Source organism: Natrinema sp. CBA1119 (genome assembly GCF_002572525.1).
Lineage (GTDB): Archaea > Halobacteriota > Halobacteria > Halobacteriales > Natrialbaceae > Natrinema.
In genome coordinates this window covers 934,710-955,815 of sequence record NZ_PDBS01000001.1, presented here as the reverse complement: position 1 = coordinate 955,815, position 21,106 = coordinate 934,710, and the positions used below count along the sequence as shown (strand labels likewise).

Below are 21,106 nucleotides of genomic sequence, written 5' to 3'. Positions count from 1 at the left end.
GCACCGGAACTGACTGACAGCAGTCCGTATGAGTGCCCACACCCGTTTTTCGACTGGAACCGGATCGAACGGACTGGAGTGAAAGCGGCTCGAGCTGACTCGGACCGGGCAGTATCCCTCCAGTTGACACGGGCCGGCTACGATCCATCGAGTCGGCCCGCGATCCGCTGGGAGAGGTCGGTGAAGGAGAACGAGCCATGGATAGCGGCGACGGCGGCTCCGACGGCGTCGTAGACGAGATCGACGATCGATCGGTCGTCCGCTCAGATGTCCTCGAGGGCGTCGTCGGAGTACGTCGCCGAGGCGGAGACGAAGCCGCCGTCGACGTCGACGGAAACGTCGGATCCCAGACTGCCGAGAACCGACTCGAGTTCGTCGCGTTTTGCATCGTCGATGTCGTCGAAATCGAACCCCATGTCGGCCGTGCTTTCCGAGTCGGAGATCGTGAGCGAGCCGACGACGCCGTTTGCATCCTCGAGTTCCTCGAATTGGGTATCCTGTTCCGAGCCCTCCGACGACTGCTCGTTCTCGATGTCGAACCCGTCCGGGCTGTAGCCGCCGAACACGACGTGTCCGTTACCGCCGGTCGTCAGCAGTCGCTCGAACGTCTCGAATTCGTCGACAGCGCGGGTTCCGTCGCCCTGTTTCGTCTCGATGACTCGCTCGACGTCCGCTTTACTCTCACCCTGGATGATCGCGTTGCCGGAGACCCCAAGCACCGTCTCCTGCTGTCCGTCTCCCGCGGGCTCGTAAAGGGTGTAGCCGCTTACTTCGCTCGTCTGTTCGAACTGGACTTCCGCCCCGTAGTCGCTTTCGGTGGCGGCCGTCACCGTGCTGTCGATTTCGTCGGTGACCACGTCGCCGGTCATGACGATCGTCTCGTTCGTGATGAGAAGGTCGTCGATCGAGGTGTCGAATTCGTCCTCGTTCGTCTGTTCCTCATCGAAGGTGATGAGGTTGCTCAGCCGCGTCCCCGCCAGGCCAAATCCGGCCGTGAACATGGCGACAAACATCCCGCTAAGCGGGACTCCGATCATCGGGTCTTCGATATCCTCGAGGTTCCCCGAGTCGTCGCTCGAATCGTCCTCTTCGCTGTCGAGGTCGTTGAGCGCCATCATATCGACGTAGCTGACGGCAACCTCGCCGTCGACGGTCGCCACCCACTCGGCATATGCCGGCGTGCCAGCCGTGTTTTCGCCGTTCCCGTTACCGTTCCCCGAATCGCCACCGAGACAGCCGGCCGCGGTCGCGGCCAGCGTCGCGCCACTCAGTTGCAATACCCGTCGCCGTTGAATTCGTTGAGACATGTATGCTCACGCAGGAAGTCACTCGATATGAAAGGTAGGGATATGATATTTGCTCTGAGGAATCAGTATTGTTGTCGTGACACCGTCGCTCTTTCTTCACGGTTCAGTCCCGCGATTCTCGGTATTGTTCGCCGGAGCAGCGACGTGACTCCGAGCCATCGTCTCGCCACCGATACTAATCACGGTGAGTCACCGGCTCGACGTATTCTCGACCAAAGACTGATACGTCAGTATAGTTACGTAGATGTATGGTTGCGTGTGATAATATCGAGCATGGACGGGCCCGTGTCAACGGCGTCAAACTGCATTACGTGACCGCCGGCGAGGGTCCGCCGCTGGTACTGCTCCACGGGTGGCCACAGACGTGGTACGAGTGGCGAGACGTGATTCCGGACCTGGCAGACGAGTACACTGTCATCGCACCGGACCTCCGCGGACTGGGCGACTCCGAGACGCCCGTCTCAGGCTACGACAAAGACACCGTCGCGACCGACGTTCGCGAACTGGTCCACGAGCTCGGGTTCGGCGACGACCCGATCGCGCTTGTCGGTCACGACTGGGGAATGCCGACGGCCTACGCCTACGCCGCCCAGTATCGCGACGAAATCCGCGCGCTCTGTGTCCTCGAGGCCGGCCTGCCGGGAATCAATGAGGACGAGAAACGCCACCTCTGGCACACCCGCTTTCACGGCGTTCGAGACCTGCCCGAGCGGCTGGTCGCCGGCCGGGAGCGACTGTATCTCGACTGGTTCTACAAGGAAGGGGCGTACGATCCGTCGGCAATCGACGACGAGGCCCGCGACGAGTACGTCCGCTGTTACTCGCAGGCCGGCGGCCTGCGGGGCGGGTTCGAGTACTATCGCGGCTACGAGACTGACGCCGAACACAACCGTACCCACGCCGAGGACCCGCTCGAGGTGCCGGTCCTCGCGCTCGGCGGTGCGGCCTCGTTTCGGGACCTTCCGATCCGGGACATGGAGGCCGTCGCGACCGACGTCGAGGGCGAGGTCGTCGACCGGGCCGGTCACTGGATTCCCGAGGAACGGCCGGCGTACTTCGTCGATCGGCTGACGGCGTTTCTCGACGACGCCGCGTGACCGATTCTCGAGCCGGTGGCGACCTCGCGTTCAGTACTGTTCTTTGACCCTGTCGATCTGGCAGTCGATGCAGAGATCGTCGGCGAAACAGGCGATGTTGTCGTGGGGGCAATCGTACTCCTCGATGTCGACGGAGAGACGGCGTTTCGCGCGCTCCCACTCGGTCTCCCAGTCGTCGATCGCCATCTCAGCGGAGGTGAAGACGACATCGCCGTCCCGGTCGACGATCTTCGCGACCGTGACCGAGCGGTGATTGGCCTTGACGACGTCGATTGCCGCCTGGTACGACACACAGCGGATCTCCTCCCGTCCCGACTGGTCGTCCAGCAGGTGGACGGCGATGGAGCCGTCGTACTCCTCCGTTGGCTCCAGTCCGTGGCTCATGTGGTTCACTGTCGGAGTCGTCCAACAAAAAGTCCCGCTTCGGGACCGGGGCCGGCTTCTTCTGGGCGGCGCGTTGCCGGGGGTGATCGAACTGCGGCCGGTCACGATGCGACCGCAGGCGGTCTGGGTTCGATTTGCTGTCGACTGCCGCGGCTCACGAGTTTGTTCACCAGAGCAGCGAGACTGCTCCGAGCCATCGCTCACTCCGTTCGCGATGACGCCACAGAAGGTCCGGGTGCGAGAATCGAACCCGCGTCTCAGCCTCCACAAGGCTGAAGGATAACCACTACCCCAACCCGGACACGCTTGCATCTCAACCTACAGCCGGTTGGACTAAAATACGTTACGACTCTGCGATGGAGTGTGGAACTCCATACCGTGCGATTTCGTCCGGCGTGAGTGGTCCCTGATAGCTCGTAACACTCGAGTCGGTTCGCGACCGAGACGTTTTTCGACCCGCATCTCCAAGAACGGTCAACGCGTGGCCATCACCGACAAGATCTACGTCAAGAACCACCGCCAGCTCAGCTCCCAGCTCGAGACGAACATCCCCAAAGGAGCGTTCAAGGGGACGACGCTCGACATGCTCTTTCAGGGCGAGGGCCTCGAGAAACTCGACGACGCGACCCGCGATCGCGTCCTCGATTTCACGCAGGACTTCCTCGATTGTGGCTGTGACAACAACCCTTACTGTGGCTGTCCCGAGCGGAAGTTCCTCCAGTACCTCCTCGAGTTGCGCGCTCAGGGGCTGGGACCGGACGCGATCGTCGACGTGATGACCGACGACTATATGGTTTATGCCTACTCCGGCGACGTGCTCTCGTTTCTCGACAACGCCGTCCGGACCCTCGAGGCCGCCGAGGGACTCGCCCGCGTCGACGGCGCGGACGAGGCCCACGACGAGATCCGACGGGCGAAGCGGGATCTCGCGAGATAATCGCTGTCCTCAGGCTTCCTCCCAGGGTTTCGTCTCGACGTCGACGAACTCGAACATGTCGGAGAACTCGTCGGGGAACTGCTCCTCGACGTGGGCCAGTTCGCCGCCGGGAACCCGCTCGCTCAGCAGTTCGACGACCGCTTTGATCCGGTAGACCGCCTCGGCCCGATCGACGGTCGACGGCCGCCCGTAGGACGCGTCGAGAGCCAGATCGTCGTAGTTCAGCCGCTCGAGCACCCGGTCGACGAACTCGTCGTAATCGTATCCCTGTCCGTGATCGGCGGCCAGGAGGTGTCGATCGATCTCCATCGGTAGCGGACTTGCGATATCCGTCGCGCCGCCCTCGTCGACGCGCTCGCCGAGCGTCTCGAGGACTGCACGGACGGTTCGGACGGCTTCGGCCTGCCGACCGGCTTCGATCCTGTGCTGTACCTCCCCGACGAAATCGGTATAGCTCGTACTCATTGTAGTTGCCCCGTCTGCTCGAGGCTGTGGACTGTTCGAAGCAAAAGCGCTAGCCGCGGATTCGCAAGCGTCGGCCGCGGTTCGGGCACACGGCGTCGGTCGTGCGGGAGAGGAGACTACCAGCGATGATCCCGCTGCGTACCGGACCCTACCGAGCAACGGACTACGGCCGCTCGGGTGCGAGCGCGTCGATCGTCGTTTCGGCCATCTCGTTCGAGGCCGGTGCGGGAACGACGACCATCGGATGGTCGATTCCCGTCTCAGCGACGAGCGTCCGGAGTTGGTCGCGCGCCTCGTCGGGCGTCCCGGCAACCCCGAGATCGGCGATCATCTCGTCCGTCACCGCGTTCGCGGCGGCCCGTTTGTCGCCGCCGCGCCAGGCGTCGGCGATTCGGTCTGCCTCCTCGGAGAATTTCGTCGCGACCGCCCGGCGGTAGCCCTCGCCGCTCCCGACGTAGTAGGCGATGTGTCGGCTGAGGGTGTCCCGAGCCTCGCTCGGATCGTCGCTGGCCGCCGACGGGACGTACGGCGCGATCGTGATTTCGTCGGGCTCGCGGTCGCGTTCCCGGGCGGCGTCCGCGACCTCCTCGAAGGCCTCGTCGAGCCGCGAAAAGGGGATGTTATGCGGGATCCAGCCGTCGGCGAGCCGGCCGACGACGCGGCGATTCGCCGAACCGAGGCCGGCGTGATAGATCGGCACCGACGCCTCGATCGACGGGAAATCCGCCGCCTCGAGCAGTTCCCCCTCGTAGTCGACTGGCTCGCCGGTCCCCGCGGTAAACTCGCGGATCAGTTCGATCGTCTCGTGGGCGCGCCGGACCGGTCGATCGAACGCCGTTCCGTGGAGGCCCTCGATCGCCGTGGCCGTGCTCGTCCCGAGGCCGAGCGTGAAGCGGCCGTCCGAGGCCTCCTCGAGCGAGGCCGCGGTCATCGCGAGGACGGCGGGCGATCGGGAGTAGACGTTCAAGATCGCGGTGCCAATCCGAATCTCGTCGGTGCGACAGGCCATCTCGGTCGCCTGCACGACGCCGCTGTCCCCCCAGAGTTCGCCGACCCAGACGGCGTCGTAGCCGCTGTTCTCGGCACGAACGGCGACGTCAGCGAGGTCGTCGTCGCCGAATGCCGTTACCATGAGTCCAACGTTCATGCCTGTCCGATGAACTCCCAGCAGCAAAAATCGATTCCCCATCGCGATACGGGACCGGTCGAAATTCGAGGAGAGGAAGTGAATCGAACGGGACGGACGCCGAAACTGCAATCGAGCGCAAGGTTGACCTGTCCGGCCGGTGATCGATTCCTATGATCGATCGGGAAGGGCGTGTCGTCTTCGGCTCACTCCTGGTGTTCGTCGTCGCCGTTGCGGGCTCGATCGTTGTGGAGCAACAGACCGGCGTCGCGCTCCGCGATCGACCGCTGTTCGCATTCCTGGTGTTTGCCGGCATCGGCGTCGCGCTCCCACAACTGTATCTCGCGGTCACGGAAACCGGCCCCCGTTCGCGGAGCAGACTTCGCTTCGCCGCCGTCGCGACGGCCGTGTTCGCGGTCGCGTTCGCCGACGACGCGTCGGGGGCGCGCTATCTGTTGATCGCATCGATCGGCACCGGGTCGATCCTCGCGGTGCTCTGTCACGAGGCCCTCGAGGGGTATCGCGCCGTCAGCGACGAGGTCACGTTCGATCTGCGCGATCGGTGAGCCGCGACCGCGGGAATCAGCAACTGTTAGGGCGTCCGACCGTCTCGACCCACCCATGACCGATCCCGAGGACCTCGCCGAGCGAGTGCGCGACGGCGACCTTCGCATTCACGAACTCGAGGACCACGCTGACTACGACACCGCGGCTCACGCGCGCCGATTGCTCATCGAACGCGAGACGGGAACCGAACTCGAGGCGATCGGGAATTACGCGTTCCCCGCCGAGCAGGCGGACCCAAACATCGAGAACATGATCGGCGCGGCGCAGGTGCCGATGGGCGTCGTGGGTCCCGTCGTCGTCAACGGTGAGGAAACCTCACCGAGCTCGCAGAACTCGGGGAGTTCTGCGAACGACGGCGGCGCGGCCGACGGCGAACACTACCTGCCGCTCGCGACGACCGAGGGCGCGCTGCTGGCGTCGGTCAACCGCGGGCTGGGCGTGATCCGCTCCGCCGGCGGGGCCGACGCGCGCGTCACGAAAAACGGCATGACTCGAGCGCCGGTCTTTCGCGTGACCGGCGTCGCCGAGGCCGCCGAGACCGTCGAGTGGGTTGAGGCCAATTTCGAGGTGCTCCGGGAGGCTGCCGAGTCCACGACGAGCCACGGTGAACTGCTCGACATCGAGCCCTACGTCGTCGGCGACTCGGTCTTCCTGCGCTTTGCCTACGACACCAAGGACGCGATGGGAATGAACATGGCCACGATCGCCACCGGCGAGGCCTGCGAAGTCGTCGAGAGCGAGACGCCCGCCTCGCTCGTCGCGCTCTCGGGAAACCTCTGCTCGGACAAGAAACCCGCCGCCATCAACGCCGTCGAAGGCCGGGGCCGCTCCGTGACCGCCGATGTCGTCGTTCCCGGCGAAATCGTCGAGGAGCGGCTCCACACGACCGCGGACGCCATCGTCGAGGCAAACACCCGCAAGAACCTGATCGGCAGCGCCAAAGCGGGCAGCCTGGGGTTCAACGCCCACGCCGCCAACGTGGTCGGCGCGGCCTTCCTCGCGACCGGCCAGGACGAGGCCCAGGTCGTCGAAGCCGCGAACACGATCACCACGATGGACGCCCGCGAGCGCGAGGATGGCACCACGGATCTCTACGCCAGCGTCTCGCTGGCCTCCCTCGAGGTCGGGACCGTCGGTGGGGGAACGAAACTACCCACCCAGGCCGAAGCGCTCGACATCCTCGGCCTCCGGGGTGGCGGCGATCCGGCGGGGTCGAACGCCGACGCGCTCGCCGAGATCATCGCCGCCGCCGCGCTCGCCGGCGAACTCTCACTGCTGGCGGCGCTCGCCTCGCGGCACCTCGCGAGCGCGCACGAGGACCTGGGTCGATAGCGCTCGAGAGAGATGGATCAACGGAGCGCTCGAGCGGGGACGGGTCAACGAGAGCGCTCGAGCCAATACGGAGTCGGCCGGGGCTCGAGTACTGAAGTCACTCATTCGCCGTCGACTATACCGAATCCTGCGTCGCACCCGTCTCGGTGTCGCCCTCGTCCGGACCGTCTCGAAACGTCCTGATCGCGATGTAGCACCCGGATAGACCGAGTAACACCAGTCCAAGGACGATCTGTATCCCCGTCGTCCCGAGCAGAACGAGCAGCCAGCCGACGGCGGCACCCCCGTGCCCGAGGGTGAGATCGTATCGTCCGACGCTCGCGTGGGCGACGGCGAGAACGGCGAACGTCGCCGCGAAGACCCACGTCGTCGCAACCGTTGCGTCGACCCCGACGATCGTTTCGTTGACGACCGTACCGTAGACGAATAGCCCGATCGCAGTCAGGAGTCCTGTCCCGATGATGCGCCCCTGGAGACCGGTCGTCGCTGCCATACCGACTTGCGTCGCCGGACGGGGAAAGCCGTGGCGGTACGGTTGCGGCGTGTACGACGGGCAAACGGCCGCTGAGTGTCTACAGTAGGCGATACTGACCGCGGCTCTCGCTGACGATTCCGCGTCTCGCGAGTTTCTCGAGCGCCTCTCGAACGTACTCGGCCGAAACGCCGCGCTCACCCGCGTACGCGATGATCTCGGCCTCGGTCGGCCGGTCGAGCTCCTCGAGCGCCCCCTTGACGATCTCCTGCTTGCTGCCGCTGCGGGTGGACCCGCGCGGATCGCGGTCGCCGGCCGCCTCGACTTCCGCCACATCCAGTCCTGATCCCTCGAGGTACTCCTCGTCGTCGACGACGCCGTCCGCCACGTCGTCCTCGAGGTCGGCGAAGGAGTCGAGTTTCGCGAAGGCCTCGCCCTCCCCCTGCCGGTTCGCGAGCATCGAGGCCCGGACGTCGCGGGCGTGGGCGGCGTCGTCGGTCTCGACGAACTTCTTGCGCTTTTCGTAGCCCTTCCGCGAGCCACAGCGGGGACACTGGGTCGTGTCGGAGCGCCCCTCGATAATCCAGAGGTTCGAACACTCGCTACAGCCGACGACGGCGTACATGTCCGGCAGTGGGCCGCCCCGGCAGTTCAACCTTCGGCAACCGGAGCGGAAGTGAACGAACGACCCACCGGCGGAACTATTAGGCGGTTCGTCCCCTCTCGTGGCGTATGGAACGCGTTTCCCTGACCGACCTCGAGCCGTCGGAAGCCGCCGACGGGGTCCACCTGACGCTGATGGCGGGTACGGAATCGATGAACGTCCAGCACTTCGAGATCGAGCCCGGTGCGGTGGTCGAGGAGCACAGCCACCCCCACGAGCAGACCGGCTTTCTGTACGAGGGTGAGTTGACCTTCGTCGTTGCTGGTGAGGAGATCGTCTGCGGCCCCGGTGACTCCTACGCGATTCCGGGCGAGCAACCCCACGCGGCCGAGAACCGCGGCAACGAGACGGTCCGCGGCGTCGACATCTTCAGCCCGCCGCGGGAGAACCCGAACTGGCAGACGGAGTAATCTCACGGGGGAGAGAGTGAGAGAATTTGGCCACAACCATCGGAGAATACCACGGAGTTATGTAGTCCAGTTCGCAAGTGAGCCCGATGACAACCGAGCAGCACTCGAGCGGACTGGATCGAAGGAGGGCGTTTCTCGATCGACTGGGGCCGACGTGGCTTGCCGGCGCGATCGCGGCGGGACCGGCGACGATGGCCAGTCTGCTCGTTGCGGGTGCGAGCTTCGGGTACGCGCTGCTATGGGTCGTCGTTCTATCGGCCGTTTTGGGTACCGTCGGTCAGTACCTCGCGATGCGGCTGGGGTTGCTCACCGAAGCGGGGATCGTGGAAGTCGTCGAGCGCCACCTCGGCTCGTCGTGGGCCTGGGTGCTCGTGGTCGATGTCGTGCTAGCCGCGGGGCTCGCCCAGCTCGTCATCATGAAGACGCTGGCGGGCGTGAGCGCGACGATCGCCGACAGCGCGGGAGTCGGTACCGCCGCGCTGACCGATCCGCGATTCTGGGGCGTGCTCTGGGCGGTAATCCTCGCACTGGGGCTCGCGGGCGGTGGTTATCGGCTCGCGGAGGTCGGAGCCAAGCTCCTCGTCTCGATCGTCGTCGTCGCGTTCGTCGCGAGCGCGTTCGTTGTCCCGATCGATCCGGTCGCGGCAGCGAACGGCCTGAAACCCGCGATTCCGGCCGGCATCGACGGGGCGATCGTCGCCGCGGGGATCCTCGGCGGCGCGGTCCACATCACGCTGCTGACGATGCAGAGCTACACGATGCGCGCCCGCGGCTGGACCGCCCGCGACGCTGACATCGCGACGTTCGACGTCGTCAGTTCGATGCTCGTCGCCTTCGGGATCTTCAGCCTCGGCGTCTTTCTCGTCGCGGCGAGCGTCCTCCCCTCGGCCGGCGTCGATCCGGCGACGATCGATGGGGTGGGAGCCGCCCAGACGCTCGGTCCGATCGCCGGCGAGTACGCCACGTGGCTGTTCCTCGCCGGCCTCCTCGGTGCGGCGGTCTCGACCCTCGGCGGCAACACGATCGTCCCGCCGTACCTCCTTGCCGACAAACTCGGCTGGGAGCAGTCCGTCACTGACGGCCGATACCGGGCCGCCATCGTCGCCGTCGCGCTCGCTTCGGCCGTCGGCGCGTTCCTCGAGGGAGCGTTCTTCCAGTTGCTCGTCCTCACGCTGGCGTTCGGACTCGTCGGCACGCCCTTCGCCATCGCGGTGATCCTCTACTTGCTGAACGATCCCGCGGTCGTCCCCGAAACGAACTCGCTGCCGGCGAACCTCGGCGGCCTCGCGCTGTTCGTCGTCGCAGTCGTCCTCGCCGGCGAGTTCGTCCTCGCGGAACTCGAGACGGTCACCGAACCGGCGTCGGCGTTCGTCGTCGCGTTCGCCGCGGCGATGGTGCTGGTACTCGTCGGACTGGTCGGGAGATTCGTCCGAGATCGGACCGATAGGAATTGAAACGGGAACGGTCGACCGGCGAAACCGATAGACGCGAGCCGTTACAGCAAGAGGGCAGAAACTAGAGCGAAGAAGACGAGCAGTCCGCTGCCGGTAACGGCGAGCGCGATTGCAAGCGGGAAGAGGAGACGACCCGCTTTCTGTACCATCGGTACCGTCGACGCGACCGCGTTCAGGGGGCGATGAATGACCTGTTCCATAGCACCGATGGCCACACGCTGGCCCTTGAATGTCAGTCAGACGCTCGAAAGACACCGATTTCGACGGTGATCAGTTCAGTCGACCACGGATGGCAGTCACGCGCTATACTCCTCGAGCGTATCCCACTCCCGTCGCATCAGTTCGCGGACGCCGTGATCGAGAATTCCTTCGCCGAGCGAGGTCGCCCGGTAGTATGAATAGAGCCCGTCGCTGTCGGGCTCCTTGCGTTTTCTATTCTCCACGAGACCGACGTCGACGAGTTCGTCGAGATGGTAGTGAAGCACGTTCGACTCGACCTCGAGGCGATCGCGTAACTCGCTGGCGCTCTGGGAGCCGACCTCGACGAGCGCGTTCAGGACGCGAAACCGCGTCTCGTTGCCGATCGAACGCTGCATGGCGAGGTACTCCTCGAGCGAGAGAATACTCCGCTCGGGTAGCAACTCGTCCCCGCGTTGTCGTGTCTCACGCTCGGATTCGGCCATATCGGATACTCGATTCCGCAGTTGTATAAGCGTTCCTTGAGTCAGCGAATGCTGAAAATATCTACATTTATATACTCGCCGCGAGCATGAGAGGTATGCGCGACCGCATCGTCGACGAGTTGGGAGAACTCCCTCGCTCCCGATTCCTGGTGTATCTGATGGGGCCGTACGAGGCGTTCGATGTCGAACGAGCACTCGCGGACGCTGCCCCCGAATCGGTCCCCGAGTCGATGGATTTCGGGACGCTCGTCGGGTCAGATCGCGACCTCGAGCGTGACGAGGCTGCGCTGGATCTGCTGTTGGACGTCCGCGATCGGCTCCGGACGACCGCCGGCGTCAACGCCTTTCTCGCGATCGACGTCGATATCCCGCTCTCGGAGTTGGACGCCGCCTCCCAGAGTATCGCGTTCGCTCGAGCGAGCAACGCCGTGGTCTACGTCGTCCCCGCCGTCGGCGACAACCTCGGCGTCGGTATCGAAGTAGGGTCGGTGCTCGAGGCGCTGTTCGACGAGGAAACGGCGGCCCACCGCCCCGAACGAGTCGTATTCGCCCACGAGTCTGGCGTCCGAAGCGCGATGATCGCCGCGGTCCGCGATCGCTGGGATGCGCGGATCTACTCGTACGACGACCGCGAAGAGCTGTGTCGGCAACTCCGACTGTTCGTTCGCGATCTCGTCCGCAAGGAGCGGACCGGCGAACTGTCCCGACTCGAGTGACGTTCTCGAGAGTGCCGTTTCTGACGTATTCGACGGCCGATCACACTAGCGACTTTCGCATCTCGACGTGGGGGATTCCGGCTTCCTCGAACTCGTCCCCGCGTCGTTCGTAGCCCAGGTTGCGATAGAAGTCGGCGGCTCGCGTCTGCGAGTGGAGTTTCAGTACCGTGAAGCCGAGCGCGTCGGCCCGCTGCTCGAGGACCTGCATCAGCGCACGGCCGACGCCTTCCTCCCGTCGCGACTCGAGGACGGCGACGCGTTCGACCTTGCCGATGTCCGCCTCGTACTCGCGCAGTCGCGCCGCACCGATCGGTTCGTCGCCGTCGTAGGCGACGACGTGAGTGGCCGTCTCGTCGTGCTCGTCGTACTCCAGTTCTTCATCGACGCCCTGTTCCGCGACGAACACCTCGCGACGGACCGCGAAGGCGTCCTCGCGCTCGTGATCGGTATCGACGACGCGCACGTCGAGATCCTCCATGAGGCGGGCGTAGCCGCTCCGACAGTGAAACTATTACGCTCCGTCGAGCCGGATCCGTTCCCGGTCGGATTCTTCGCCGGGGCCGTCGACATCGCTAAGCGCCACGCGACGAACTGGCCAGTGCGTTCTCAGTCCCCGATCGCGCCGACGGAGCCCACTTGCGGACGGCTGTTGCCGTTTCACCTCTCCGGGGATGGCGCTCGCGCTCTCGAGCGATCAGCCGGTGATTGCCCGACTCAGCCGAAAAACATCCCTCCCGTTCTGCCGGGTCTCGTGTCGTCGTCGCTGCCGTCCGATTGGTCCTTGTCGACCGCCCGTTCGCTCGCCTCGAGGGAATCCGCGAGTTCGTCCGCGTAGATGGCGACGACTGTCCGGATTTCGTCGTCCTGAATCGCAAACGCTCGGACGATATAGTCGGGAACGTTCTCCGATTGGTCGAGCGTTTCGGCGTAACTGGCGATCTCTCGCAGTTCCTGGATCGAGTGGTCGGCAAACCGTTCGACGATGAAGTCCGGAACCGTGTCGTGGGGGGATGGTGATGGTGGCATGCACACCTGATTGAACCCAATATAGAAAAGATTCGCTGATTATTTATTCCATTAGACTTTTATATAAATGTCAATATACGGGTAAAAACGCAAGTTATTCCGCGTCGGTCCCTCGAAGCGGGATTGCGTACCATTCTCATTCGAGATGCGCGGAAACCGCGACGGTTGTGGACTCCGAATCGACCGTCCATCCGTCGTCGGCCGGCGGATACTCTCACGTGAATAAAACAGTGCTGGCCATATCTGCGACCGGAGAACCGCGAGAGTGCGAGAACTGCGCTCCAAAGTGTTCGTGAGAGCGCCAGAACCTGTGGGTTCTGTGCGCCCGGAAAACCGCTCTACGAGAGCTGCTCGATGGTGTCGACGATCTCGTCGGTGTACTCGCTGGTGGCGAGTTTCTCGGCGTCCTCGAGCTGGCGCTCGAGGTCGTAGGTGACCTTGCCCGAGGAGATGGTCTCCTCGACGGCGTCGCGGATCAGGTCCGAAGCGTCGTCCCAACCGAGGTAGTCGAACATGAGACGGCCGGAGAGAATCATCGCGGTCGGGTTTGCCATGTCCTGGCCGGCGCGCTTGGGCGCGGAGCCGTGGACCGGTTCCGCGAGCATGCGACCCGTGCCGAAGTTACCGCCGGGTGCGATACCGAGACCGCCGATCTGGGCGCCGGCGGAGTCGGAGAGGTAGTCGCCGTTGAGGTTGGGCATCGCGAGGATGTCGAACTCGTCGGTGCGCAGCTGCATCCACTGGAGCATCGCGTCGGCGAGGCGCTCCTCGACCATGACGGCGTCCTCGGGGATGTCGACCTCGTCCTGAGTCTCCCACAGGGAATCGGGCGCAGCGAAGACCTCCTCGTCGGGGTACTCCTCGTCGGCGACCTCCATCCCCCAGTCACCGAACTGCCCCTCGGTGAACTTCATGATGTTGCCCTTGTGGACGAGCGTGACCTTGTCGCGGTCGTTCTCGATGGCGTAGTCGATGGCCTCGCGGACGAGGCGTTTGCTCCCCTTCTCGGAGATCGGCTTCAGACCGAGGCCGATGTCTCCCTCGTGCATGATGCCGTCGAAGTCCATCTCGTCTTCGACGAAGTCGCGGACCTTTTCGGACTCGTCGGTGCCGGCCTTCCACTCGATGCCGGCGTAGACGTCCTCGGTGTTCTCCCGGAAGGTGACCATGTCCATCTTCTCGGGCGCCTTCATCGGTGACGGGACGCCGTCGAGGTAGTAAGTCGGGCGGACGTTCGCGTAGAGGTCGAGCGTCTGTCGAAGGGCGACGTTCAGCGAGCGGAAACCGGCGCCGACGGGAGTCGTCAGCGGGCCTTTGATCGCGACGCGGTGTTCCCTGATCGCCTCGACGGTTTCGTCGGGGAGGTTCTCGTCGTACTTCTCCCGGGCGGACTCGCCGGCGTAGACGCGCATCCAGCTGATCTCGCGACCGGTCGCCTCCGCGGCGGCTTCAAGGACCTTCTGTGCGGCGGGCCCGACGTCTTTCCCGATGCCGTCGCCGTGGATAATCGGGATAATCGGATTGTCGGGCACCTCGATTTCGTCCTCGGTACCCTCCTTCAGCGTAATCTGCTCCCCCTCGTCGGGGACCTCGATCTTGTCGTAGCTCATTTCGTCTACACGGTTCTCCGACGGGGGTAAAAGGTCTACCATTTCCATCGCGGGCCGGCAAAAATTGAACGATGCCCGTTCGTCTTCCCACCCCGATACTGGTAACAGAGCGGCGGGAAACGGCTACAGCTGTTAAAATTCGCTGTCGCGTACTATCCAAAAACAATCAAATGAAGGGGACGTTCGGCGTAAAACCAACACTTTCCAGTGCGTGCGTCCGTCGTGGGACGGTCCTCGGAAACTGCCTGTGATTGCCGCCGCGAGACCGGTGGATCCACCCGCCAGGGAACTCGTTCGTGCCGTCGATCCCACGGCGGCGATCACGGGTTCCGAGCCGGTCGCGGCGTGCCAGTGACGACCCGCTCGGTTCGTGGCGTCTCTCACGCCAGATAGACTCGAGACCCGCGCGGGCATAATCCGTGGCGACCGTTTCACGGTCCCCACTGGCGATACGCGTGATTTCTTCCGCAAACGGTTGAGACAGGGAGACGTTCGCCCACAGTCCGAGTCCGGCCGATGCAGCTCGCGCCGTATTTCGACGATCGTCGTGAGGTGGATTTATTATTGACGTACTCGTGGGTCGACGTATGCTCCGACCGCCACAGTACGCTGCGCGCCGGTGTCCAAGCTGTACCGCGACACTGTCGAACGTCCAGGGCGTCGTCACCTGTTCCGATTGCCAGTGGGTCGATATCGACCGCGGGCACCACCGCTTCCGCGAGCGGACGAGTCAGTGAACGCCGTCGGGCGACGGAGAGACGGAACCTCTTTTTGTCGACCGGTACAACCCCGGTGCATGGCCGAATCCGAGGTGGACCTCGAGTCCGAGCAGTACGAGAAACATCGCGAAGCTGGCGAGATACTCGCACAGGTGCGCGAGGAGGCTGCCGACCGCGTCGAGGTCGGCGCGAGCCACCTCGCGGTCGCCGAGTGGGCCGAAGATCGAATTCGTGAACTCGGCGGGAAACCCGCGTTCCCCGTCAACATCTCCGTCGACGAGGAGGCGGCCCACGCGACGCCGTCGATCGGCGACGAGACGACCTTCGGCGAGGAGATGATCAACCTCGATATCGGCGTTCATATCGACGGCTGGTTGGCCGACACCGCGATCACCGTCGACCTCTCGGGCAACCCCGAACTGGCCGAGGCCTCCGAGCAGGCCCTCGAGGCCGCCCTCGACATCGTCGAGCCCGGCGTCGATACCGGCGAGATCGGGGCGGAGATCGAAAACGTGATCGACGGCTACGGCTACAACCCCGTCGTCAACCTGACCGGTCACGGACTCGGCCACTGGGAACAACACACCAGCCCGAACATTCCGAACCGCGCCGTCTCGCAGGGAACGACGCTCGAGGTCGGCGATGTCGTCGCGATCGAGCCGTTCGCGACCGACGGCGGCGGCAAGGTCAGCGAAGGCGGAAGCGAGGAAATCTTCTCGCTCGAGCGCGAGGGGACCGTCCGAAACCGGCAGGCGCGCGATGCGCTCGAACAGATTACGGAGGAGTTCCGAACGCTGCCGTTCGCGACGCGGTGGCTCGAGACGGATCGCGCGGAGATGGCGCTGCGCCGACTCAAACGCAACGACATCGTCCACGGCTATCCCGTTCTCAAGGAAGACGACGGGTACCTCGTCAGCCAGAAGGAGCACACGATCATCGTCACCGAAGACGGCTGCGAAGTCACGACGGCAGAGTAATTCCGCTTTACCACGGCATCGGAAATTCAGATCGGTAATCTGGAAACCGACCGAAAACGCCGCGTCGGATGAATAGAGAACGCAGGAGACCGGGTAACGAGATCGGATCGTCTGCTCGAGATACGACGGGTGTCGTCGGTGACAGTACGCCGTCTCAGGCGTTGTTCATCCGTTGACTCGAGCGATTCCCGCACCGCTGGCATTCGCGGACGCGGTAGGGTTCGCGGGAGAACTGGGCGTTCTCTTTCTTGAGGCTCTCGGTCCTGATTTGGACGGACACTTCGTGGAGGGTTTCTAGCTCACAGGCGTCGCAGTGCTCGGTCATCCCGTTGAAGGAGTCGTTAGTCGTTGCCATTATCAGATTACTTGTCGTAGCCCCGTCTTAAACCCATCCTTCATTTTGAAGTCTGAGTCGTAAAAATCGCAAGACGGGATTAACCTCTTGGAATGAACGACTCAGACGTCCCGATATCGTTTAGAATCGTTTCTCACCTGGTTATAGCGGTATTATGCCCTATTGTAATATACAGCAACGGGGGTCTCTCCCGATGCGATCGACGCGAGAGCGCGGACTGAAACGCTTTAGGCGCGCCTCGAGTGGCATCGAATATGGAACAGGTGTTCGCACCGTGGCGGATCGAGTGGATCAGACGCGAAGACAAAAACCCCGATATCGAGGACTGCGTGTTCTGTGAACTGCCCGAGTGGGAATCCGATCGGGAGAACCTGCTCGTCGCGCGAAGCGAGCACGCGTTCGTCATGCTGAACAACTATCCGTACAATCCGGGACACCTGATGGTCATCCCACACGTCCACACCGGCGACTACACCGCTCTCGACGACGATGTCCTGCTCGATCACGCTCGCCTGAAACAGCGAACGTTCGACGCACTCGAGGCCGCACTCGAGCCGGACGGGTTCAACGCCGGCTTGAACCTCGGCGACGGAGCTGGCGGCTCGATCGACGACCACCTGCACACCCACGTCGTTCCGCGGTGGCAGGGCGACACCAACTTCATGCCGGTCCTGAGCGATACCACGGTGATCGTCGAAGCGCTCGAGGCTACCTACGAGCACGTCCACGACGCGTTCGCCGCCCAGGACGGGGCGACCGTTGCCGGCGAGGACAGCGCCGTCGTCTTCGAGTAGTCGTTGTCGCCGTTAGTACCGTCGCGTCGCCCGATCCCGGCCGCCGGTGCGACCGCCGTCCCAATCCTTGTGCGAGTTCCCATCGAACGCCGGACGCGTGTCCGAAGGACGGAGCGGGCTTGGACTCGGAACCGACTGACAGGAGTCCGTCTCAGGCGTGAGTCGTCTCGAGGTAGTCGAGAATCCGCTCCGATTCGGCCATCGTCACGCCATACTCCTCGTCGACGACGACGGGGACCTGGCGCTGGCCCGAGATGCGCTTGACCTCATCGCGCTTCGAGTGCAGTCCCTCGACCCAGACGCTGTCGTAGTCGATCTCGAGTTCCTCGAGGCGGTCGGCGACCAGTTCGCAGTACGGGCAGCCTTCCAACTGGTAGAGCGTGAGCATGGGTACCAATTGTACGCGATCACTGATAAGGGTACGCCGAACAGCGGTGACTCTCCCCCGCTCGGGTCGTTCTCGGAGCGGAGTTTTTTCTCCCCACGCGAGAGTACTCGGGTATGCCACCGACCGAGGGCGAGACCGTTCCGGACTTCGAGGCGCTTCTCTGCGACGGCGAAACGTTCCGCTCGACGACGCTTGCCGACGCGCTCGGCGATCGTGGCGGCGTCTTGGTCTCGACCGGCTTCGCGTTCAGCGCCATCGCACAGAACTGGTGGAAACAGTTCGTTCGCGCCGGCTGGGGCGAATTCGACGACGTGTCGGTCCTCGGCGTGAGCCGCGACGGCCCCTACGCCCAAAACGAGTTTCTCCGCTGGCTGGACGAGCCGGACTTTCGCTTTTTCGCCGACGTAAACGGTGAAATCGGCGACTCGCTCGATTTGCTCGCCGACCGCGATCACATGGCGAACGTCTCGACCCCGTGGCGCTCTGCGTTCGTCCTCGATCCGGAGCGCGAGGTACAGTACGCCTTTGTTGCGGACGACTGGATCTCGCCGCTCCCCCGCGAAGAGATCGAGACCGCGGTCACGAACCTCTGAGTGTCCGACTGCCACACATCGCAGCGGTCAGGGCTCACAGTAGAGGGTCTTCCCGTGTTGGGCGCACTCGATCCGCAGCGGATCGTCGTACGTTACCGACACGTGGTCGATCGCCTGGACGTAATGGGCGGGTAGCCCGCCCTTCGATCGCTCGTTGAGCTGCCGGATCAGCCCCGCCTTGTGGAGGTTTTCGACCTTCCGGTAGGCCGTCGATTGGGGGAGTTCGAGCGCGTCGGCGATCTCGGACACCGTCGTCGGCTCCTCGACGGCCAGGTACACCGCTCGAGCGTCATCTTCGGAGAGTAACTCGATGATCCGGGTCGGATTACATCCGAGTTCTCCGTCCCGTTCGGCGCGCGGACACAGCGTTGGCTCCTCGACTGTGTTGCTCATACCCCACAATTCAACCCGAACGGGAGTAGAGTCGCCGTTGATTCCCGAAAACTGGTTTCAGCCGTGCGTTTGAAGATACTCGAGAGCGAGTCGAACCCGCCCGGCCGGAAGCGGACGGTCCGACGCCTAGATCGGCGTCCCAAAGGCGTACATCGTCTCGTGTGCCGTTACCTCGAGGTCGACGAAATCGCCGGGTTCGAGCCCGTAGTCGCTCGCGTGCTGCACGATGAGCTGCCGGTAGGCCGAGTCGCGACACTTCACGGAGTCGGCGGTGCCCTGCTCGACGACGAGAACGTCTTCGCGCGTCTCGCCGACCATGTCGGCGTAGGCATCGGCGACGATGTCGCGCTTGACCGCACTCATCTCCTTCGAGCGCTCCTTCTTGAGCGTCCCGCCGAGTCCCTTCAGCTCGGCGGCGTCGGTTCCCGGCCGCTTCGAGAAGCGGGTGACGTTGATCTTCTCCGGTCGCGTCTCACGCAGGAGGGCCATCGACTGCGCGTGGTCGTGGTCGGTCTCGGTCGGGAAGCCGACGATGAAGTCCGTCGACAGCGTCCAGTAGTCGAGGGTTTCGTCGAAAGTCTCGACGACCTCCAGATACTCTTCGACCTGATGCTGGCGTCGCATGTCTCCCAGCACGTCGTCGCTCCCGGACTGAACGGGCGCGTGGAGGAAATCGTACAGCTCCTCGTTCGCGGCGAAGACGTCGGCCAACTCCTTGCGGATGCCATGAACGCCCTTCGGATTGGCCATCCCCACGCGGACGCGGAAGTCGCCCTCGATCTCGCAGATCTTCTCGAGCAGCCGGTGGAGCTTTCGCTCGCCCTCGTCCCAGCCGTAGACGCCGGTGTCCTGGCCCGTAATTCTGATCTCCTTTGCGCCGGCGTGGATCAGCGCGCGGGCTTTCTCGACGTTTTCCTCGACCGAGGGGGAGTCGATCTTGCCCGTCGCCTGCTTCGTGATGCAGTACGAGCAGTCGGACATGCACCCGCGCGCGATGGGGAGGATACCGACGACGCCGTCGAGGATGGGTTCCGCATCGGGGGTTGTCGTCGGACACTCGCCGTTGGTGACGGCTTCGGGTACCTCGTCCCAGTGGAGGACTTGGCCGTCGACGCCGGCCTGTGCGAACTCTTCGCCCTGTGCGAGGGCCATACAGCCCGTGATGAAGAGGTCGGCCGTCTCGTCGGCCAGTTCTTCGGCCCGCCGGAGCATATTGCGCTCGGTCTTTTCGACGACGGTGCAGGTGTTGAGGATGGCGACATCGGCTTCGCCCGGACCGTCGACCTGGTAATGGCCTGCGTCGCGGAGCCGTCGCTCGATCTCGCGACTCTCCCCGCGGTTTGACGTACACCCGTACGTTTCGATGTGATACCGGGCCATTCGTCTCGTCACACCGTCGGGTGCGGGACGCCAAAAGCCCGACGGATCCCGGCCGCTCGCAGCGACGGCGAACCGGCGTCACTCGTCGGGCGCTCGAGAACTGGTCCCGTTCGTCGGGCCGCTTCGATAGACCGCGTAGAGGACCAGCACGGCTATCAGGAAATCGAAGCCGTGTTCGACGAGGTGGTGGACCGTCATGGGGACGAGTCCGAGGACGGTTCCCAGTCCGGTCACCGACCGAACGACCAGCACGCCGAGCACGACGGTGATCAGGGAGTATCGGGTCGTCCGGCGCCGAGAATAGGCGACGAGTCCGACGACGAACAGCGCCGTCGTACCGATCACCGCGAGGACGATGACGGCGACCAGGACGGGCGCGAGCTGTGGATCGAGCCACTCGTCGGCGAACGACATTGCGAGCACCATGCGGTCGATACCCGTACTCGGGCGGACACCCACCTATTCGCTTCGGTACCTCCCGATCCAGTAGCCGCTACTCGCTCGAGCCGTCGGACCCGTTCTCGACCCTCGCCGGACCCGTTCTCGACTACCGTTGCACTCTCGAGGCCGCGGGCGATCAGTTCTCGCGGAGTGGGAACGCGCGAGACTTATTATATAGCCCGTCGCGCTAGGCGACGACACGACCCGCCAGAAGGGGAGTCACAGCCACAGATGACAGAGACACGGCAGGAGATTCACGCCCACGTCCGCGCCAACGCCGGCGTTCACTTCAACGAACTCGTCAGGGAGTTGGCGTTCGCGCCGGGGCAGGTCCAGTACCACGTCCGTCGACTGCTCGAGGACGACCGACTCGTTCGCGAGGAGTGGTACGGCCGGACGCACTACTACCCGCCGACGTACGACGCGTGGGAGCGGACCGCGCTGGCGCTGTTCCGCCGCGAAACCGCCCGCGAGATCATCATCCACCTGATCGAACGCGAACCCGCCGCGCCTACCGACGTCGCCGATGCACTCGGCGTCGCCCGCAGCACGCTCGAGTACCATCTCGACCGGCTGGTCGAGCACGAAATCGTCGACAAGCGATATGACGAGCGAAATCGCGTCGTCCTCACGCTCGCAGATCCCGACGCGACCGGCCGGCTGTTGACGACGGTGACGCCGACAGTACCGGACCGACTCGTCGATCGCTTCACGCGGCTCGTCGACGAGTTACTCGCGGGAATCGACGAGACGCAGTAGCCGCCGTTCCGTCCGTCACTGCAGTTGGATGCCGTTTCAACGGTTGTGAGCTGTCGT

Annotated in this window: 28 protein-coding genes and 1 tRNA gene; 12 read left to right on the top strand and 17 right to left on the bottom strand. The window is 64.1% G+C overall.

The features are described from left to right. Positions 1-263: 263 nt before the first annotated feature. Positions 264-1,307 (bottom strand): hypothetical protein, encoded by a 1,044-nt coding sequence (locus tag CP556_RS04670; protein WP_141551630.1) that lies wholly within the window; start codon positions 1,305-1,307, stop codon positions 264-266. Positions 1,308-1,555: 248 nt separating this feature from the next. On the opposite strand from CP556_RS04670, the gene CP556_RS04665 reads away from it, so the two are divergent. Next, a complete protein-coding gene (locus CP556_RS04665; protein ID WP_098724566.1) occupies positions 1,556-2,404 on the top strand; it encodes an alpha/beta fold hydrolase in 849 nt (282 codons plus the stop codon). Positions 2,405-2,434: 30 nt separating this feature from the next. On the opposite strand, the gene CP556_RS04660 is transcribed toward CP556_RS04665, so the two are convergent. Together CP556_RS04660 and CP556_RS04655 are read right to left on the bottom strand one after the other, a co-directional pair. After that, the gene (locus tag CP556_RS04660; RefSeq protein ID WP_098724565.1) at positions 2,435-2,788 is read right to left on the bottom strand and encodes a hypothetical protein; all 354 of its coding nucleotides are present in this window, start codon (positions 2,786-2,788) and stop codon (positions 2,435-2,437) included. A 229-nt stretch (positions 2,789-3,017) separates the two neighbouring features. After that, positions 3,018-3,089, bottom strand: a tRNA-His gene (locus tag CP556_RS04655). Positions 3,090-3,269: 180 nt separating this feature from the next. On the opposite strand from CP556_RS04655, the gene CP556_RS04650 reads away from it, so the two are divergent. Then, complete coding sequence (locus CP556_RS04650) at positions 3,270-3,725, top strand: DUF5814 domain-containing protein (RefSeq protein WP_098724564.1); 456 nt, start codon at positions 3,270-3,272, stop codon at positions 3,723-3,725. A 9-nt stretch (positions 3,726-3,734) separates the two neighbouring features. On the opposite strand, the gene CP556_RS04645 is transcribed toward CP556_RS04650, so the two are convergent. Both CP556_RS04645 and CP556_RS04640 read right to left on the bottom strand, forming a co-directional pair. Continuing rightward, the gene (locus tag CP556_RS04645; protein WP_098724563.1) at positions 3,735-4,190 is read right to left on the bottom strand and encodes a DUF2267 domain-containing protein; all 456 of its coding nucleotides are present in this window, start codon (positions 4,188-4,190) and stop codon (positions 3,735-3,737) included. Between the two features lie 163 nt (positions 4,191-4,353). Then, the gene (locus CP556_RS04640) at positions 4,354-5,337 is read right to left on the bottom strand and encodes an LLM class flavin-dependent oxidoreductase (RefSeq protein ID WP_098724562.1); all 984 of its coding nucleotides are present in this window, start codon (positions 5,335-5,337) and stop codon (positions 4,354-4,356) included. A gap of 152 nt (positions 5,338-5,489) precedes the next feature. On the opposite strand from CP556_RS04640, the gene CP556_RS04635 reads away from it, so the two are divergent. Together CP556_RS04635 and hmgA are read left to right on the top strand one after the other, a co-directional pair. After that, positions 5,490-5,882, top strand: coding sequence for a hypothetical protein (locus CP556_RS04635; RefSeq protein ID WP_098724561.1), 393 nt, complete (start codon positions 5,490-5,492; stop codon positions 5,880-5,882). Between the two features lie 55 nt (positions 5,883-5,937). Then, the gene (gene hmgA / locus CP556_RS04630; RefSeq protein ID WP_098724560.1) at positions 5,938-7,215 is read left to right on the top strand and encodes a hydroxymethylglutaryl-CoA reductase (NADPH); all 1,278 of its coding nucleotides are present in this window, start codon (positions 5,938-5,940) and stop codon (positions 7,213-7,215) included. A 115-nt stretch (positions 7,216-7,330) separates the two neighbouring features. On the opposite strand, the gene CP556_RS04625 is transcribed toward hmgA, so the two are convergent. Together CP556_RS04625 and CP556_RS04620 are read right to left on the bottom strand one after the other, a co-directional pair. Further along, a complete protein-coding gene (locus CP556_RS04625) occupies positions 7,331-7,708 on the bottom strand; it encodes a hypothetical protein (RefSeq protein ID WP_098724559.1) in 378 nt (125 codons plus the stop codon). Positions 7,709-7,787: 79 nt separating this feature from the next. Then, on the bottom strand, positions 7,788-8,312 hold the full coding sequence (locus CP556_RS04620) for a DUF5817 domain-containing protein (protein WP_098724558.1): 525 nt from the start codon (positions 8,310-8,312) through the stop codon (positions 7,788-7,790). A 107-nt stretch (positions 8,313-8,419) separates the two neighbouring features. Here CP556_RS04620 and CP556_RS04615 point away from each other — a divergent pair, with 107 nt between their 5' ends. Then, positions 8,420-8,761, top strand: a complete 342-nt coding sequence (locus CP556_RS04615; RefSeq protein ID WP_098724557.1) for a cupin domain-containing protein — start codon at positions 8,420-8,422, stop codon at positions 8,759-8,761. Between the two features lie 86 nt (positions 8,762-8,847). Continuing rightward, positions 8,848-10,215 (top strand): NRAMP family divalent metal transporter, encoded by a 1,368-nt coding sequence (locus CP556_RS04610; RefSeq protein WP_098727285.1) that lies wholly within the window; start codon positions 8,848-8,850, stop codon positions 10,213-10,215. Between the two features lie 41 nt (positions 10,216-10,256). Here the strand turns inward: CP556_RS04610 and CP556_RS25810 are convergent, their stop codons facing one another. Continuing rightward, the gene (locus CP556_RS25810; RefSeq protein WP_176548122.1) at positions 10,257-10,415 is read right to left on the bottom strand and encodes a hypothetical protein; all 159 of its coding nucleotides are present in this window, start codon (positions 10,413-10,415) and stop codon (positions 10,257-10,259) included. 96 nt (positions 10,416-10,511) lie between these two features. After that, complete coding sequence (locus CP556_RS04605) at positions 10,512-10,898, bottom strand: winged helix-turn-helix domain-containing protein (protein ID WP_098724556.1); 387 nt, start codon at positions 10,896-10,898, stop codon at positions 10,512-10,514. Positions 10,899-10,993: 95 nt separating this feature from the next. Between CP556_RS04605 and CP556_RS04600 the strand changes: the two genes are divergently transcribed. Next, the gene (locus CP556_RS04600) at positions 10,994-11,614 is read left to right on the top strand and encodes a DUF7509 family protein (RefSeq protein ID WP_098724555.1); all 621 of its coding nucleotides are present in this window, start codon (positions 10,994-10,996) and stop codon (positions 11,612-11,614) included. Positions 11,615-11,654: 40 nt separating this feature from the next. Here the strand turns inward: CP556_RS04600 and CP556_RS04595 are convergent, their stop codons facing one another. From CP556_RS04595 to icd, 3 genes are all read right to left on the bottom strand, one after another. Next, positions 11,655-12,092 carry a GNAT family N-acetyltransferase gene (locus CP556_RS04595; protein ID WP_098724554.1) on the bottom strand — a complete coding sequence of 146 codons (438 nt, stop codon included), beginning with the start codon at positions 12,090-12,092 and terminating at the stop codon, positions 11,655-11,657. A gap of 236 nt (positions 12,093-12,328) precedes the next feature. Then, positions 12,329-12,640, bottom strand: coding sequence for a hypothetical protein (locus tag CP556_RS04590; RefSeq protein ID WP_098724553.1), 312 nt, complete (start codon positions 12,638-12,640; stop codon positions 12,329-12,331). Between the two features lie 338 nt (positions 12,641-12,978). Further along, positions 12,979-14,250: an isocitrate dehydrogenase (NADP(+)) gene (icd, locus tag CP556_RS04585; protein WP_098724552.1), complete on the bottom strand. Its 1,272-nt coding sequence runs from the start codon at positions 14,248-14,250 to the stop codon at positions 12,979-12,981. A 587-nt stretch (positions 14,251-14,837) separates the two neighbouring features. Between icd and CP556_RS25805 the strand changes: the two genes are divergently transcribed. After that, positions 14,838-14,987, top strand: a complete 150-nt coding sequence (locus CP556_RS25805) for a hypothetical protein (RefSeq protein WP_176548121.1) — start codon at positions 14,838-14,840, stop codon at positions 14,985-14,987. Positions 14,988-15,046: 59 nt separating this feature from the next. Continuing rightward, on the top strand, positions 15,047-15,946 hold the full coding sequence (gene map / locus CP556_RS04580; RefSeq protein ID WP_098724551.1) for a type II methionyl aminopeptidase: 900 nt from the start codon (positions 15,047-15,049) through the stop codon (positions 15,944-15,946). A gap of 154 nt (positions 15,947-16,100) precedes the next feature. Here the strand turns inward: map and CP556_RS04575 are convergent, their stop codons facing one another. Next, a complete protein-coding gene (locus CP556_RS04575) occupies positions 16,101-16,301 on the bottom strand; it encodes a DUF7835 family putative zinc beta-ribbon protein (protein ID WP_098724550.1) in 201 nt (66 codons plus the stop codon). Between the two features lie 254 nt (positions 16,302-16,555). Here CP556_RS04575 and CP556_RS04570 point away from each other — a divergent pair, with 254 nt between their 5' ends. Then, complete coding sequence (locus tag CP556_RS04570; protein WP_098724549.1) at positions 16,556-17,095, top strand: HIT family protein; 540 nt, start codon at positions 16,556-16,558, stop codon at positions 17,093-17,095. Between the two features lie 151 nt (positions 17,096-17,246). On the opposite strand, the gene CP556_RS04565 is transcribed toward CP556_RS04570, so the two are convergent. Further along, complete coding sequence (locus tag CP556_RS04565) at positions 17,247-17,483, bottom strand: glutathione S-transferase N-terminal domain-containing protein (protein WP_098724548.1); 237 nt, start codon at positions 17,481-17,483, stop codon at positions 17,247-17,249. Between the two features lie 113 nt (positions 17,484-17,596). Between CP556_RS04565 and CP556_RS04560 the strand changes: the two genes are divergently transcribed. Continuing rightward, a complete protein-coding gene (locus CP556_RS04560; protein WP_098724547.1) occupies positions 17,597-18,076 on the top strand; it encodes a redoxin domain-containing protein in 480 nt (159 codons plus the stop codon). Between the two features lie 27 nt (positions 18,077-18,103). Here the strand turns inward: CP556_RS04560 and CP556_RS04555 are convergent, their stop codons facing one another. The 3 genes from CP556_RS04555 to CP556_RS04545 form a co-directional block, all read right to left on the bottom strand. After that, complete coding sequence (locus CP556_RS04555; protein ID WP_098724546.1) at positions 18,104-18,469, bottom strand: winged helix-turn-helix domain-containing protein; 366 nt, start codon at positions 18,467-18,469, stop codon at positions 18,104-18,106. A 126-nt stretch (positions 18,470-18,595) separates the two neighbouring features. Beyond that, entirely contained in the window at positions 18,596-19,849 is a 1,254-nt protein-coding gene (locus tag CP556_RS04550; protein ID WP_098724545.1) for a tRNA (N(6)-L-threonylcarbamoyladenosine(37)-C(2))-methylthiotransferase, read from the bottom strand. A 78-nt stretch (positions 19,850-19,927) separates the two neighbouring features. Beyond that, on the bottom strand, positions 19,928-20,275 hold the full coding sequence (locus CP556_RS04545) for a DUF7471 family protein (RefSeq protein WP_176548254.1): 348 nt from the start codon (positions 20,273-20,275) through the stop codon (positions 19,928-19,930). Positions 20,276-20,521: 246 nt separating this feature from the next. On the opposite strand from CP556_RS04545, the gene CP556_RS04540 reads away from it, so the two are divergent. Then, entirely contained in the window at positions 20,522-21,049 is a 528-nt protein-coding gene (locus CP556_RS04540; protein WP_098724544.1) for a winged helix-turn-helix transcriptional regulator, read from the top strand. Positions 21,050-21,106 lie beyond the last annotated feature (57 nt).